Raw genomic sequence first — 13,649 nt, 5'->3', positions numbered from 1 at the left:
TTCAAGATGATCAACGATCAGGGCGGCATCAACGGCCGCAAGATCAATTTGATCCAGTATGACGACGCCTATTCGCCGCCCAAGACGGTGGAGCAGGTGCGCAAGCTCGTCGAAGGCGACGAGGTGCTGTTCACGTTCCAGATCATCGGCACGGCCGCCAACGCCGCCGTGCAGAAATATCTCAACGGCAAGAAGATCCCGCAGCTCCTCGCGTCCACAGGCGCTGCGCGCTTCAGCGATCCGCAGAACTATCCCTGGACCATCGCCTACAATCCGAACTACGTGTCCGAGGGACGCATCTACGCAAAGTACATTCTCAAGGAGCATCCGAACGCCAAGATCGGCGTGCTCTACCAGAACGACGACATGGGCCGCGACTATCTCGCGGGCCTCAAGAGCGGCCTCGGCGACAAGGCCTCCAGCATGATCGTCGGCGAGGTCTCCTACGAGGTCACCGATCCGACGGTGGACTCGCAGGTGGTCAAGCTGAAGTCACTGGGCGCCGATCTTTTCTACGATGCCTCGACACCGAAGTTCGCGGCGCAAGCCATCAAGAAGGTGGCCGAGCTCGGCTGGAACCCCGTGCATATCCTCGACATCAATGCGAGCCCGATCTCGGCAACGCTCAAGCCGGCCGGCCTCGACATCTCCAAGGGCATCATCTCGACCCAGTACGGCAAGGAGCCTGGCGATCCCCAGTGGAAGGACGATCCCGGCGTGAAGGCCTTCTTCGCCTTCATGGACAAGTATTTTCCCGAAGGCGACAAGCTCAACACGGTCAACACCTACGCCTATTCGGTCGCCGAACTGCTGACGCAGGTGCTGAAGCAATGCGGCGACGACCTGTCGCGTGAGAACGTGATGAAGCAGGTCGCCAACATCAAGGGCTACAGCCCGAGCCTCGCGCTGCCAGGCATCAAGATCAACACCGGACCGAACGACTACCGCGTCAACAAGCAGATGCAGTTGATGAAGTTCAACGGCGAGCGCTGGGAGCTGTTCGGACCGATCATCGAGGACACCGGCCCGTCGGGCTAGTTAAGACTTCGTAGGGTGGGTTAGACGCGTCTGCGCGAAGCGCCGGCGCCGGCGTCACCCACCCTACGAACGCCCACCTTGCGTCGCAGCAACGCCTCCTCCACACTCGCCCTCAGCGATGGCATCGGACGCACAATGCGCCCGCAAGACCATCTGCAATAACAGACTGAGGGAATTGCGAATGAGGAATGGAATGCTGCATCTGGCCATGGCAACGGCGCTGACCCTGGCGCTGTCGATCTCTGCGGCCAATGCCCAGAAAAAATACGATCCGGGCGCCAGCGACACCGAGATCAAGGTCGGACAGACCATGCCGTTCTCGGGACCGGCGTCGGCCTATTCGTCGATCGGCAAGACGCAGGCCGCCTATTTCAAGATGATCAACGATCAGGGCGGCATCAACGGCCGCAAGATCAATTTGATCCAGTATGACGACGCCTATTCGCCGCCCAAGGCGGTGGAGCAGATTCGCAAGCTGGTCGAGAGCGACGAGGTGCTGCTGACCTTCCAGATTATCGGCACGCCCGTGAATGCTGCGGTCCAGAAATATCTCAACGCCAAGAAGGTGCCGCAGCTGTTCGCGGCGACGGGCGCCTCCAGGTTCACCGATCCGAAGAACTTCCCGTGGACCATGGGCTTCAATCCCAATTACTTCGTCGAAGGCCGGATCTACGGCCAGTACATCCTGAAGGAGCATCCGAACGCCAAGATCGGCGTGCTCTATCAGAACGACGACCTCGGCAAGGACTATCTGAACGGCCTCAAGGCCGGCCTCGGCGACAAGGCCGCCAAGATGATCGTGACCGAAGCGTCCTACGAAGTCTCCGATCCGACCGTCGATTCGCAGGTCCTCAAGATCAAGGACGCCGGCGCCGATCTGTTCTACAGCGCGACGACGCCGAAGCAGGCCGCGCAGGCGATCAAGAAGATCGCCGAGATGGGCTGGCATCCGGTGCAGATCGTCGACATCAACGCGACCTCGGTCGGCGCGGTGCTGAAGCCAGCCGGCTTTGACGCCGCCAAGGGCCTGATCAGCGTCAATTACGGCAAGGAGCCGCTCGATCCGACCTGGAAGGACGACGCCGGCATGAAGCGGTATTTCGACTTCATGGCGAAGTATTATCCTGACGGCGACAAGGACTCGAACTTCAACACCTACGGCTACAGCACCGCGCAGCTTCTGGTGCATGTGCTGAAGCAGTGCGGTGACGACCTGACGCGCGAGAACGTCATGAAGCAGGCGGCCTCGGTGAAGGACTTCGCCACCGACACCGCGCTGCCCGGCATCAAGGTCAACACCTCGCCAACCGACTACCGCGTCAACAAGCAGCTTCAGATGATGAAGTTCAACGGCGAGCGCTGGGAGCTGTTCGGCCCGATCCTGGAGGATGCGGGTCCGGCGGGTTAGTTCTCTCGCCGTCATTCCGGGGCGATGCTCCAGCATCGAACCCGGAATCTCGAGATTCCGGGTTCGGCTCTGCGAGCCGCCCCGGAATGACTGAGCAAGAAGGCGTGGATGGCCGGGTCAAGCCCGGCCATGACGAGGGAGGGAGAGCGGCGCGCCTTTGCCCCCTACTCCGGTATCTCCCCAAAGTTCTTCCCCACCGGCAGCACGGCGTGCCGGATCAGCCGCGAGTCCTCCACCGCGGCCTGCCGATGCTTCACGGCTTCGCGGTAGACCGGGTCGCGGATCATCTCGACGAAGGCCGCGACGCTCGGATACTCCGCGATGAAGCAATGGTCCCAGCGCTCGTCCTGCGGGCCGATCAGCATCAGCTCGAATTTGCCCTGCCAGACGATGCGGCCGCCCAGGCGTTCGAACACCGGGCCGCTCTCGCGGCCATAGGCGGCATAGGCCTCCGCGCCGCTGGCCTTGCGGCCGTCGGGATAGGCCGCCTCTTTGCGCAGGCGCACCAGGTTGAGCATGTGGATCGGGCCCGGGCGGTCGTTCTCCCGGAACTGCGCAAAAATCTCCTTGGTCGGATCGATATGGCCCATGTGCGCTCCCTCATTTTATGCCCGCGATCCTAGTCCTGCGGCCGGCGAAGCGGAACTGCGGCGGGCGAATGCCGCATCTCCTAATCGCGCGTTAACGCCGGGGTAACCCGGCCTTAAACAGCGACCGCTAGCGTGCGGCGGGGCGGGCTGACCGGGCGTTTTGCGTATGGCGTGGGGAAAGAAGAAGGCTGGGCGGAAGGAGCCGTTGTTCGGCTTGCCTGCTGCGCTCGCCGATCTGCGCCTGACGGCCGCGGACCGCGTTCCCGGCGGCGGCGACGACAAGCCGAAGAAGCCAGCGAAATCATCCGCCAAGCGCAAGAGCGAGGAGGCCGGCGACGAACCGCCGCCGCGCGAGCGCAAGGCACAAGCCAGCCGCAGCGGCGCCAAGCGGCGCGCGAAATCCGGTGGCGGGTTCGGCCTCGGCCGCCTCGTCTATTGGGGCGCGGTGCTGAGCCTGTGGGGCGTCATCGCCGTGATCGGCGTCGTGATCTATGTCGGCGCCCACCTGCCGCCGATCCAGTCGCTGGAAATTCCAAAGCGTCCGCCGACGATCCAGATCGTCGGCATCGACGGCAGCATGCTGGCGCAGCGCGGCGAGATGGCCGGCGCCAATATCGCGCTGAAGGATCTGCCGCCTTATCTGCCGAAGGCCTTCATCGCCATCGAGGACCGCCGCTTCTATTCGCATTTCGGCATCGATCCCGTCGGCATCCTGCGCGCCCTCGTCACCAACGTCATGCATCGCGGCGTGTCGCAGGGCGGCTCGACCCTGACGCAGCAGCTCGCGAAAAACCTGTTCCTGACCCAGGAGCGGACCATGCAGCGCAAGCTGCAGGAGGCGGAGCTGGCGATCTGGCTGGAGCGCAAGCACTCCAAGGACGAGATCCTTGAGCTCTATCTCAACCGCGTCTATTTCGGCTCCGGCGCCTACGGCGTCGAAGCCGCCGCGCAAAAGTATTTCGGCAAGTCGGCGAGGAGCGTCACCGTCGCGGAGGCCGCGATGCTGGCCGGCCTCGTCAAATCGCCCTCGCGCCTTGCGCCGAACCGCAATCCCGAAGGCGCCGAGGCGCGCGCGCAGATCGTGCTCGCGGCGATGGCGGATGCGAAGTTCATCACGGACGCGCAGGCGCAGGCCTCGATCGGCCATCCCTCCTACAATGTGAAGCCGGCCGGCGCCGGCACGGTCAATTATGTCGCCGACTGGATCGGCGAGGTGCTGGACGATCTGGTCGGCCAGATCGACGAGAGCATCAAGGTCGAGACCACGATCGATCCGAAGCTGCAGGGCGTGGCGGAAGCCGCCATCATCGACGAGCTCGCGGCCAAGAGCGTGAAGTTCAACGTCAGCCAGGGCGCGCTGGTGGCGATGACGCCCGATGGCGCGGTGCGCGCCATGGTCGGCGGGCGGAACTATTCCGAGAGCCAGTATAACCGCGCGGTCACGGCGAGGCGCCAGCCGGGCTCCTCGTTCAAGCCGTTCGTGTACCTGACTGCGCTCGAGCAGGGCCTGACGCCCGACACCATGCGCCAGGACGCGCCGATCGAGGTCAAGGGCTGGAAGCCCGAGAACTACACCCATGAATATTTCGGCGCGGTGACGCTGACCCAGGCGCTGGCGATGTCGCTCAACACCGTCGCGATCCGCCTCGGCCTCGAGGTCGGGCCGAAGAACGTGGTGCGCACCGCGCATCGGCTCGGCATCTCCTCCAAGCTCGAGCCCAACGCCTCGATCGCGCTCGGCACGTCCGAAGTCTCGGTGGTCGAGCTGGTCGGCGCCTATGCACCCTTCGCCAATGGCGGCTTCGCGGTGGCGCCGCATGTCGTGACGCGGATCAGGACGCTCAGCGGCAAGCTGCTCTACATGCGCCAGCCCGAGGAGCGCAGCCAGGTCATCGACCCCCGCTATGTCGGCATGATGAACACGATGATGCGGGAGACGCTTATCTCGGGCACCGCCAAGAAAGCGGAGATCCCCGGCTGGCCGGCGGCCGGCAAGACCGGCACCAGCCAGGATTACCGCGACGCCTGGTTCATCGGCTACACCGCCAACCTCGTCACCGGCGTCTGGCTCGGCAATGACGACAACTCGCCGACCAAGAAGGCCACCGGCGGCGGCCTGCCCGTGGAAGTCTGGTCGCGCTTCATGAAGACGGCGCATGAGGGCGTGCCGGTGGCGAACCTGCCGAGCTCGCCCGGCGGCTGGGGCCTGTCGAACCTCGCGCAGGCGGCCTCGCAGGTGTCGCCGCCGACGCCGGCCGCGCCCGGACCGGCACCGGTCGGCAATGGCGGCTATCGCCCGCCGCCGCCCACGCGCGCCAATGTGCGGCCGGAGCCTGCGGCGGGTCTCGACGGTTGGCTGATGGACCGGCTGTTCGGCGGGAATCGGTAAGCGTTGATGTGAGGTCCGAGAGGCCTCAAAACAAAACTGCGAAAACAACCCCATGCACAGTAGACGGTGATCGCCGGCGCGATGCGCGGCTGATGGTGCGAAGCGTTTGATACGGCGATGCTAATCGAGCGAGACGCGCAATCGTCGCGAAGTGTGGCGAAAATCGAGCGAAGCGTTGGACGCAGCGCCACCCGCCACCGTCATTCCCCGCGAAGGCGGGGAATCCAGTACGCCGCAGCTTCTCGGCTAAGCAACAACTGTCTCTGGAATACCGGATTGCCCGCCCCAATGCGCAAGTGCGCACAAGGCGAGCAATGACACCGCGTGTTGGGCTAGCACCCGCATCCCTCGCACCACCGCTTCGGCAAATCCTGCCTAGCGCGGCAAGAATCTCCGCGGCCGGAACATCACCGAACGCCAAAACATCAGTCTCTTCAAGCTTCCGACACCGGCCCGGGATTTGCTCTCCTAGGTTGAGTCCCGAACATTCGGGTTTAGTGGGAAGGAGCGTTCCATGATTACAGGCCTGTCCAGCGCGGCGTTGCCCCATCTTCGTCCTGCATCGACGTCCGGTTCCAATGCGGCATCGACGCCGGGTCTCCAACCGTTGGAGCCGACTGCAACGGATGATGCGACCGGCAACCCCGGAATAAACGTCTCCCAACTGAAACCACTGCAAGGTGCCAAGCCGATATCGGTGGCGGACAATCCGGTCCTGCGCGACCTCATGGCAACGAACTGGCTGACCACCCACGGCGCGAGCGCCGGTCAACCTTCCGTCTCGGACGATGCGCCTGAGAACACCTATGCTCAGGTCAAGGTCGGCGGCAAGGTGGTCGCCACGCTCTACAATGGCGGGTCTTCGACGATGACCAACGAGGCCGCCGCGAAGATCGGCAAGCTGGAGGATCCTCCAGGTCTGGGAGGACCGGATCTGGCGCAGTGGCGGGCCGATCAATACGCCGCACGGCTTGGCGGCACCGTCGAAAAGGCGTCCACCGCGATCACGCAATCGCAATGGACGCCGCGCCAAAGCAGCTCTGCGACCTATAGCCGCGAGCAACTCGATGCCGCCTTTCAGGCGATGCTGGCCGAGGGCCAGAAGAGCGCCATGCAACTGCAATCGTCCTATCTCGCCGCACGCTCGCAGCCGGGGACAAGCGCAGATATCAGCGCCTGAGCTGCGCCGAGGCATGATCCGGAAAGCCTGAAGCGGTTTTCGAAAAGATCGTGCCTGGGCAACGACCTGACGCGCGATGGCGATTCATTTTTCGAATCTCATCGCGCTGTCGCGGCTTCAACGCGCACGCAGTGACTCGCGATATGATCTGCTCGCCAACACCTTCCGGAACGCGCTGGAACGACACTGACGGCAATACCCATTGCCCGCCTCGACTCAATGACGTGCATATAATTGAATAAACTACTTTTAGTTGACTCCCTCTTTGCTCGTGAATACCGATGATGCGCGCTGTAGTGGATGGACACGAACATGTCGCCGGATCGGGCACTTGCAAGTGCCAGCCGCTGCACGGTCACTCGCAAATGAGGATCACATGGCAGTCTGGAATGGCAGTAGCGGCAACGATCTCATCGACTGGAGCACGCATCCACTCGACGGAACCGGCGATACCGGGCACTCGATGAACGGTTTTGGCGGCGACGATCAGATCAAGGGAAGCAATACCCTTTCGAACATCATCGACGGCGGGACCGGCAACGATCGCGTCACCGGCGGCAATGTTTCCGACATCCTGCTCGGCGGCGACGGTAACGACACGCTGATCGGCAATGGCGGCAACGACAACCTGACCGGCGGGATCGGCAACGACATCCTTTATGGCGGGGCCGGTGCGGACGTCGTCCGCGGCAATCAGGGCGACGACGAGTACCAGATCCGGATCAGCGATGCGGGCATCGACACCGCCGCCGATGACCTCAGCGCCTCCAATTCCACCGGCTTTGGCGGCGGTACGTCGGACTATATCCACGTGCTGGACAGCGCGGGATCGACCCTGATGCTCTACCATATCGGCAACGACCTGCTGGTCACCAACGCGGCCGATGTCGCCGATGGTGTCATCAACAGCGGCGTATCGATCTACAATTTCTTCCTGGGCGGCAACAACGTGATCGAATACGCCATCGGCAGCGACGGCGCCGGCTACAACCTGACGACGCTGCTCTCGCCGTCGCCGCTGGCCAAGGCGGCGGAGTTGGATGCAACCCTGGCGGACCACGCCCCGGTGACGTTCGCAGGCCAGGAGGTGCAGCAAGTGCACGCGCTGCCGCTCCAGCACGATCTTCTGGTCTAGCTCCGAAACCACGATTTGCCGAATGCCGGCGACCGGCCGATCACTCCGATCGGCCGGTCGTTGGCGCTTCAGCGCAGTTCGCGAGCGGGGAATCCGGTGCGCCGTGGCGTCTCGGCTCGACAACAACCGGCTCTGGAATACTGGGTCGCCCGGTCAAGCCGGGCGACGACAGTGAGTGTGGAGTTGGCCGCCCGGCCTAATCCTCGACGCCGTAGCGGTGCAGGTCGTTGCCGTGGGTGTCGAGCCACTTCTTGGCGCGCTCCATCGAGGGACACACCTTGCCGCAGACGCGCCAGAAGCGCGCCGAGTGGTTCATCTCGACGAGATGGGCGACCTCGTGGGCGGCGAGGTAGTCGAGCACGAAGGGCGGCGCGAGGATCAGGCGCCAGGAGAACGACAGCGAGCCGGCCGAGGTGCAGGAGCCCCAGCGGCTGGACTGGTCGCGGATCGAGAGGCGCTTGACCCTGACGCCGAGCTCGCCCGCATAGGCTTCCGCCGAACGCTGCAGGTCCTTGCGCGCCTCGCGCTTGAGGAAGTCGCTGACACGGCGATCGACATGATCGAGACCGCCGGCGACGCAGAGAATCTTCTCGCCGCTGTCGCGCGTCTCGGTCCACACCGTGCCGCGGGTACCCGCGCGATGAACGATGCGATGCGGCGTGCCGCGAAGCGGTATCACTGTGCCAGGCTGAAACGGCGCGGCCTTCGGCAGACGGCCGAGACGCGCAGCGATCCACGCACCGTGACGCGACGCGAAGTCCTTGGCTTCGGCGAGCGTGCCGCGCGGGGGGATCGTCAGAATGGCTTCGCGATCGCTCGGATGGATTCTGAGCGTGTAACGCCGCGCTCGGCGGTGTCTTCGCAGGCGAATCGCAAAGAATTGCGATCCATGAGTGATGACGAGGGTCTTCGGTTCGTGGGGCCGCCGATAAAGGAGCGCGCGTGTGGCCATGTCTGTCAGTCCGGGAAGCAGGAGTTCGCCCGGATTCTGCCATAACCGCCGCCAGGGAAAGCGCTCGGCGCAAAAACAAATCATTTGCCCAATATACAGGGGTCAGGCGTCCGGGAGACCCTACAGACTGGGGTTGGAACCGGCTTTTTTCGCCCCCGCTGGACGCATGCAACACCCCCAAGGGCTGAGGGATGACTCACTCCTAGATCGCTACCCAGATACCTCGAATCTGGCGGGAACCAGGCCCTCCGGAACCTGCCGGAAGGCCTGAATTTTCGACGGAAAAGCCGAAACCGAAGCTTATTCGGCTGCGAGAGCCTGCAACGAACTCGGATTCGCAGCGGAGACCATGAAGTCGTGAATCCGCGGCACGATCTCCGACTTGAAACGCGATCCGTTGAACACGCCGTAATGTCCAACGCCCTTCTGGACGTAATGAACGCGGCGATGATCGGGAATCGAGCTGCACAGACCGTGCGTTGCTTCGGTCTGACCGAGGCCCGAGATGTCGTCGTTCTCGCCTTCGACCGTCATCAATGCAACGCGCGTGACCTTGGAAGGATCGACGCGGGTTCCACGATGGGTCATCTCGCCCTTCGGCAGCGAGTGCTTCACGAACACGGTGTCGACGGTCTGCAGGTAATACTCGGCGGAGAGATCCATCACCGCGAGATATTCGTCGTAGAAGTCGCGATGCTTGTCCACGAGGTCGCCGTCGCCCTTCACCAGATTGGCGAACAGCTGCTTGTGGGCGTCCATATGCCGATCGAGGTTCATGCTGATGAACCCGTTGAGCTGCAGGAAGCCGGGATAGACGTCGCGCATCATGCCCGGATGCGGGAACGGCACCTTGGTGATGACGTGGTTGCGGAACCAGTCGATGCCGCGCTCCTGGGCGAGGTTGTTCACGCCGGTCGGATTGCGGCGGGTATCGATCGGGCCGCCCATCAGCGTCATCGAGGTCGGCACGAAGGGATCGCGCCGCGCTTCCATGATGGAGACGGCGGCGACGACGGGCACGGAGGGCTGGCACACCGCCATGACATGGGTGTTGCCGCCGAGGACGTGCAGCATCTCGATGACGTAGTCGATGTAATCGTCGAGATCGAAGCGGCCTTCGCTGAGCGGCACCATGCGGGCATCGGCCCAATCGGTGATGTAGACCTCATGCGCGGGGAGGAATGCCTCGACCGTGCCACGCAGCAGCGTCGCATAGTGGCCGGACATCGGCGCCACGATCAGCACGCGCGGCTGCGGGCTGCGCAGCGGACGGGCGAACTTGCGATCGAAGTAGAGCAGTTTGCAGAACGGCTTTTCCCAGACCGGGCGGACCTCGACGGGGACGCGGATGCCGTTGACCTCGGTGTCGTTGAGGCCCCATTCCGGCTTGCCGTAGCGGCGCGTGGTGCGCTCGAACAGTTCGCAGGCCGCGGCAACCGATTTGCCGACTTCGGTGCGGGCCCAGGGATTGAGGGGATTCTGAAACAGCAGCTTGGTCGCGTCGGTGACGGCACGTGCCGGATTGAGGGAGGCCTGGGCCATCTCGTACATCCAGTACATCGGCGTCGTCAGGACCGGACTGCCTTCTGCAGCCAGGGGCGGCGCGCCGCCAAACTCACCAATAGGCATCGTTATATTCCTCTTCGCATCGCAGCATACTGCCGAATGCGTAATATTGCGTCAATGCACGGTTCCGTACATCTACGTGGTGGAGACGGTTAAATCGGGCTGAATCCACGGGAAAGTGACGTTATTCGCCACCCGACAGCAGCGAGCCGTGCCTCCTGGCGCTGCGCAAAAGGGCAAGGAATGCCCAAAAAGAAGCGGCCAAAAGTACGGCATTGATCGCTAACGCCTGCAGCATCAGATCGATCCTGAAGGTGTTCTCGATCAGCAGCGCGCGCATGCCCTCGAACACGTAGGTCGGCGGCAGCGCCCAGGCGGCATATTGCAGCCAGACCGGCAGCACGCTGACGGGATAGTAGATGCAGGCCAGCGGCATGACCGCGAACATCAGCGTCCAGACGATGCTCTCGGCGCCCAGACCGTTCCGCAGCACCAGCCCCGACACGAAGATGCCGACCGACCAGCTGGTGAAGATCAGATTGCAGAAGAAGGCGATCAACGGCAGGCCGAGCGCATAGACGTTGAAGTGAAACAGCAGCAGCGCGATCAGCGTCATCGGGATGACGCCGATGGCGAGCCGGATCAGGCTCATGACCATCAGCGACAGCAGAAACTCGATCGGCTTCAACGGGCTCATCATGAGGTTGCCGAGGTTGCGCGCCCACATCTCCTCCAGGAAGGAGATGGAGAAGCCGAGCTGGCCGCGGAACAGGATGTCCCAGAGGATGACGGCGCCGATCAGCGTGCCGCCGGCACGCGCGAAGAAGCTGGCGTTTTCCGCGATGTAATACTGAATGAAACCCCAGGTGATGACCTGCAGCGCCGGCCAGTACAGCAGCTCGAGCAGCCGCGGCCAGGACGACAGCAGCAGGTACCAGTAGCGCAGGATCATCGCACCAATGCGGTGCGGGGCGATGCCGCGGTGGAGGGAGATGTCGGTCATGGCTGCGATCCGTAGCTCGGATGGGACCTGTAGCCCGGATGGAGCGCAGCGCAATCCGGGATTCGTGCCACAAGCGACGGGGGTCCCGGATTGCGCTGCGCTCCATCCGGGCTACGTCCACGGCTACGGTTCATTTCGCCGCCTCCGTCGCACCGTTCGCCCGGCCGCGGGCAACATCCAAAAACACCTCTTCCAGCGTGGTGCGGTTGTAGCGGGCCATGATCGCGTCCGGCGTGTCGTCGTCCTCGATGCGGCCGCGCTTCATGATAATGACGCGGTCGCAGAGCCGCTCGACCTCGAGCATGTTGTGCGAGGCGAGCAGAATGGTGGCGTTGTGGTCGCGGCGGTAACGCTCCAGATGGCCCCGCACCCAATCGGCGGTGTCGGGGTCGAGCGAAGCCGTCGGCTCGTCCAGCAGCAGCAATTCCGGCTGGTTGATCAGCGCTTTCGCCAGCGCGACGCGGGTCTTTTGTCCCGCGGAGAGCTTTCCGTTGGCGCGGTCGATGAAATCGGTGAGGTCGAGATCGTCGGCGAGCTCGGCGATGCGGCTTGCGAGGTTCTTCACCGCGTAGAGCTTGCCGAAGATGGTGAGATTTTGCCGCACCGTCAGCCGCATCGGCATGTCGACATAGGGGCTCTCGAAATTCATCCGCCCCAGCACGGCCGCGCTCTCCTCGGGCATGCGATGCCCGAGCACCCGCACGCGGCCGGAGGTCGGCAGCACCAGGCCCATGATCATCGCGATGGTCGTGGTCTTGCCGGCACCGTTGCCGCCGAGCAGCCCGGTAATGCTGCCGCGCGGCAGCGAAAAGGAGATATCGTCGACCGCGCGGGTCTGCTTGTAGACCTTGACGAGATGATCGACCGCGATCGCCGCGGAGGAAGTGTGCTCCGCGACAGTCGGCCGACTTGAAGCCTGCTCATTCTCGGTCATGCTGGGCGTTCTTCTGCTATTGCAGCTGATAGCGCAAGGCTTGTAATCGGGGTGGTTCCGCGAGCCCAGCGTTTGTGATCCAGAAGGCACCGCCACATTGGCCGATATGACTGAAATTGCCGCTTCCGACTTCCGCCCTGCGCAGCGGCATATCCGCCTCGACACCATCCTGCGGCTGCGCTGGCTCGCGGTGCTGGGCCAGCTCGCCGCGATCTTCATCGTGGCGCAGGGGCTGGAGTTCAACGTCGAGATCGTCCCCTGCGTCAGCATCATCGCGCTGTCGGCCGCGCTCAATCTGGGCCTGCAGACCGCGGCCAATCCGATGCACCGGCTGGAGCCGATGCAGGCGGCCGGCCTGCTGGCGCTGAACATCGTGGAGCTGGCCGCCCTGCTGTTCTTCACCGGGGGCCTGCAGAACCCATTCTCGTTCCTGTTCCTCGCGCCCGTGCTGATCTCGGCCACGGCGCTGCCGGCCCGCTTCACCTTCGGCCTCGGCGTGCTGGCCGTCGCCTGCGCCTCGATCCTGTTCTTCTTCCACCTGCCGCTGCCCTGGGATTCCGACGATCCCCTGGTGCTGCCGCCGATCTATCTCGTCGGCGTCTGGCTCTCGATCGTGCTCGCGATCGGCGTCACCAGCCTCTACTCCTTCCAGGTGACCGAGGAGGCGCGCAAGCTCGCGGACGCGCTGGCCGCGACCGAGCTGGTGCTGACGCGCGAGCAGCATCTGACCCAGCTCGACGGCCTCGCCGCCGCGGCCGCGCACGAGCTCGGCACGCCGCTCGCGACGATCTTCCTGATCTCGCGCGAGCTGGAGAAGACGGTGAAGGATCCGAGCTTTGCCGCCGACCTGAAGACACTGCGCGAGCAGACCCAGCGCTGCCGCGACATCCTCAGCAAGATCACCCAGCTCTCCACCGACGCGCCGTTCGACCGCATGAAGCTGTCGGAGCTGATCGAGGAGGTGGTGGCCCCGCACCGCGATTTCGGCGTCGAGATCAAGGTGCGGATCGCGGTCGCCGCCGCCGCCGAGCCGGTCGGATCGCGCAATCCGGCGATCCTCTACGGCGTCGGCAACATCGTCGAGAACGCGGTCGATTTCGCCCACACCACCGTCGAGGTGAACGCCTGGTGGAACAAGGACACGATGGAGCTCTTGATCTCCGACGACGGCCCCGGCATTCCCCCTGATATCCTCAACCGGATCGGCGAGCCTTATCTGTCGCGGCGGCGCACCCTGGATGACGGCGGCGGCGAGCGGCGCGGCCTCGGATTGGGCGTGTTCATCGCCCGCACCCTGCTCGAGCGCACCGGCGCCAAGGTCTCGTTTACCAACCGGATCTTCCCGGAACACGGCGCGGTGGTGCAGATCACGTGGCCCAGGCAGCGTTTTGAGGCTATCGAGACCCTCGAAGAAACAATAGGATAGACCGCGACCTTGCGTCGCACGAAGGCCC

The 13,649-nt window shown here is 63.9% G+C and carries 11 protein-coding genes; 6 read left to right on the top strand and 5 right to left on the bottom strand.

What is annotated here, in order from left to right:
• Together JQ617_RS23270 and JQ617_RS23265 are read left to right on the top strand one after the other, a co-directional pair.
• The coding region (locus JQ617_RS23270) for an ABC transporter substrate-binding protein (protein WP_212028292.1) at positions 1–1,038 on the top strand (1,038 nt) is incomplete at its 5' end.
• Between the two features lie 181 nt (positions 1,039–1,219).
• Positions 1,220–2,446, top strand: a complete 1,227-nt coding sequence (locus JQ617_RS23265; RefSeq protein WP_212028291.1) for an ABC transporter substrate-binding protein — start codon at positions 1,220–1,222, stop codon at positions 2,444–2,446.
• Between the two features lie 164 nt (positions 2,447–2,610).
• On the opposite strand, the gene JQ617_RS23260 is transcribed toward JQ617_RS23265, so the two are convergent.
• On the bottom strand, positions 2,611–3,036 hold the full coding sequence (locus tag JQ617_RS23260) for a DUF1330 domain-containing protein (RefSeq protein ID WP_142252093.1): 426 nt from the start codon (positions 3,034–3,036) through the stop codon (positions 2,611–2,613).
• A 166-nt stretch (positions 3,037–3,202) separates the two neighbouring features.
• Between JQ617_RS23260 and JQ617_RS23255 the strand changes: the two genes are divergently transcribed.
• From JQ617_RS23255 to JQ617_RS23245, 3 genes are all read left to right on the top strand, one after another.
• Complete coding sequence (locus JQ617_RS23255; RefSeq protein WP_212028290.1) at positions 3,203–5,425, top strand: transglycosylase domain-containing protein; 2,223 nt, start codon at positions 3,203–3,205, stop codon at positions 5,423–5,425.
• A 514-nt stretch (positions 5,426–5,939) separates the two neighbouring features.
• On the top strand, positions 5,940–6,605 hold the full coding sequence (locus JQ617_RS23250) for a hypothetical protein (RefSeq protein WP_212028289.1): 666 nt from the start codon (positions 5,940–5,942) through the stop codon (positions 6,603–6,605).
• A 376-nt stretch (positions 6,606–6,981) separates the two neighbouring features.
• Complete coding sequence (locus JQ617_RS23245) at positions 6,982–7,740, top strand: calcium-binding protein (RefSeq protein ID WP_212028288.1); 759 nt, start codon at positions 6,982–6,984, stop codon at positions 7,738–7,740.
• Between the two features lie 196 nt (positions 7,741–7,936).
• Here JQ617_RS23245 and JQ617_RS23240 read toward each other — a convergent pair whose 3' ends face one another.
• From JQ617_RS23240 to JQ617_RS23225, 4 genes are all read right to left on the bottom strand, one after another.
• Positions 7,937–8,776 carry a M48 family metallopeptidase gene (locus tag JQ617_RS23240; protein ID WP_212028287.1) on the bottom strand — a complete coding sequence of 280 codons (840 nt, stop codon included), beginning with the start codon at positions 8,774–8,776 and terminating at the stop codon, positions 7,937–7,939.
• 216 nt (positions 8,777–8,992) lie between these two features.
• A complete protein-coding gene (locus tag JQ617_RS23235; RefSeq protein ID WP_212028286.1) occupies positions 8,993–10,321 on the bottom strand; it encodes a polyhydroxyalkanoate depolymerase in 1,329 nt (442 codons plus the stop codon).
• 121 nt (positions 10,322–10,442) lie between these two features.
• A complete protein-coding gene (locus tag JQ617_RS23230) occupies positions 10,443–11,261 on the bottom strand; it encodes an ABC transporter permease (RefSeq protein ID WP_212028285.1) in 819 nt (272 codons plus the stop codon).
• 130 nt (positions 11,262–11,391) lie between these two features.
• The gene (locus JQ617_RS23225) at positions 11,392–12,195 is read right to left on the bottom strand and encodes an ABC transporter ATP-binding protein (protein ID WP_212028284.1); all 804 of its coding nucleotides are present in this window, start codon (positions 12,193–12,195) and stop codon (positions 11,392–11,394) included.
• A 106-nt stretch (positions 12,196–12,301) separates the two neighbouring features.
• On the opposite strand from JQ617_RS23225, the gene JQ617_RS23220 reads away from it, so the two are divergent.
• Complete coding sequence (locus JQ617_RS23220) at positions 12,302–13,621, top strand: ActS/PrrB/RegB family redox-sensitive histidine kinase (RefSeq protein ID WP_212028283.1); 1,320 nt, start codon at positions 12,302–12,304, stop codon at positions 13,619–13,621.
• The last annotated feature ends 28 nt before the right edge of the window (positions 13,622–13,649 follow it).

The organism is Bradyrhizobium sp. KB893862 SZCCT0404, from assembly GCF_018130885.1.
In the GTDB taxonomy this organism is placed as follows: domain Bacteria; phylum Pseudomonadota; class Alphaproteobacteria; order Rhizobiales; family Xanthobacteraceae; genus Bradyrhizobium; species Bradyrhizobium stylosanthis.
Note: the sequence above shows the minus strand (reverse complement) of the source record. Positions and strands in the feature narration are given on the sequence as shown.